The organism is Paraburkholderia sp. NMBU_R16 (assembly GCF_013282575.1).
GTDB lineage: Bacteria > Pseudomonadota > Gammaproteobacteria > Burkholderiales > Burkholderiaceae > Trinickia.
In genome coordinates, this window is record NZ_JAAAYE010000339.1 from 1 (window position 1) to 329 (window position 329).

The window sequence follows — 329 nt, forward strand, 5'->3', positions numbered from 1 at the left end:
GCACGATCGATGTGATTCAGAAACGCGATGAATTCCTGATGCCGGTGACGCGGCTTGCATTGAGCAATGACCTCGCCGGTAGCGGCATTCAGAGCAGCAAACAGCGTCGTTGTGCCATGGCGAATGTAATCGTGCGTGACACCCTCGACGTAACCGAGCCCCATTGGCAGCAATGGTTGCGTGCGCTCCAGCGCCTGGCACTGGCTCTTCTCATCGACACACAGCACCAATGCGTTGGTCGGAGGACTCAGGTACAAGCCGACGATGTCGCGGACCTTCTCGACGAAAAACGGGTCGTTGGACAGCTTGAAGCTTTTTGTACGATGGGG

1 pseudogene is annotated in these 329 nt (G+C 56.8%); it reads right to left on the minus strand.

The features are described 5' to 3' along the window. Positions 1-329 (minus strand): annotated as a pseudogene (locus GWC77_RS28485) (IS630 family transposase); the annotation flags it as partial.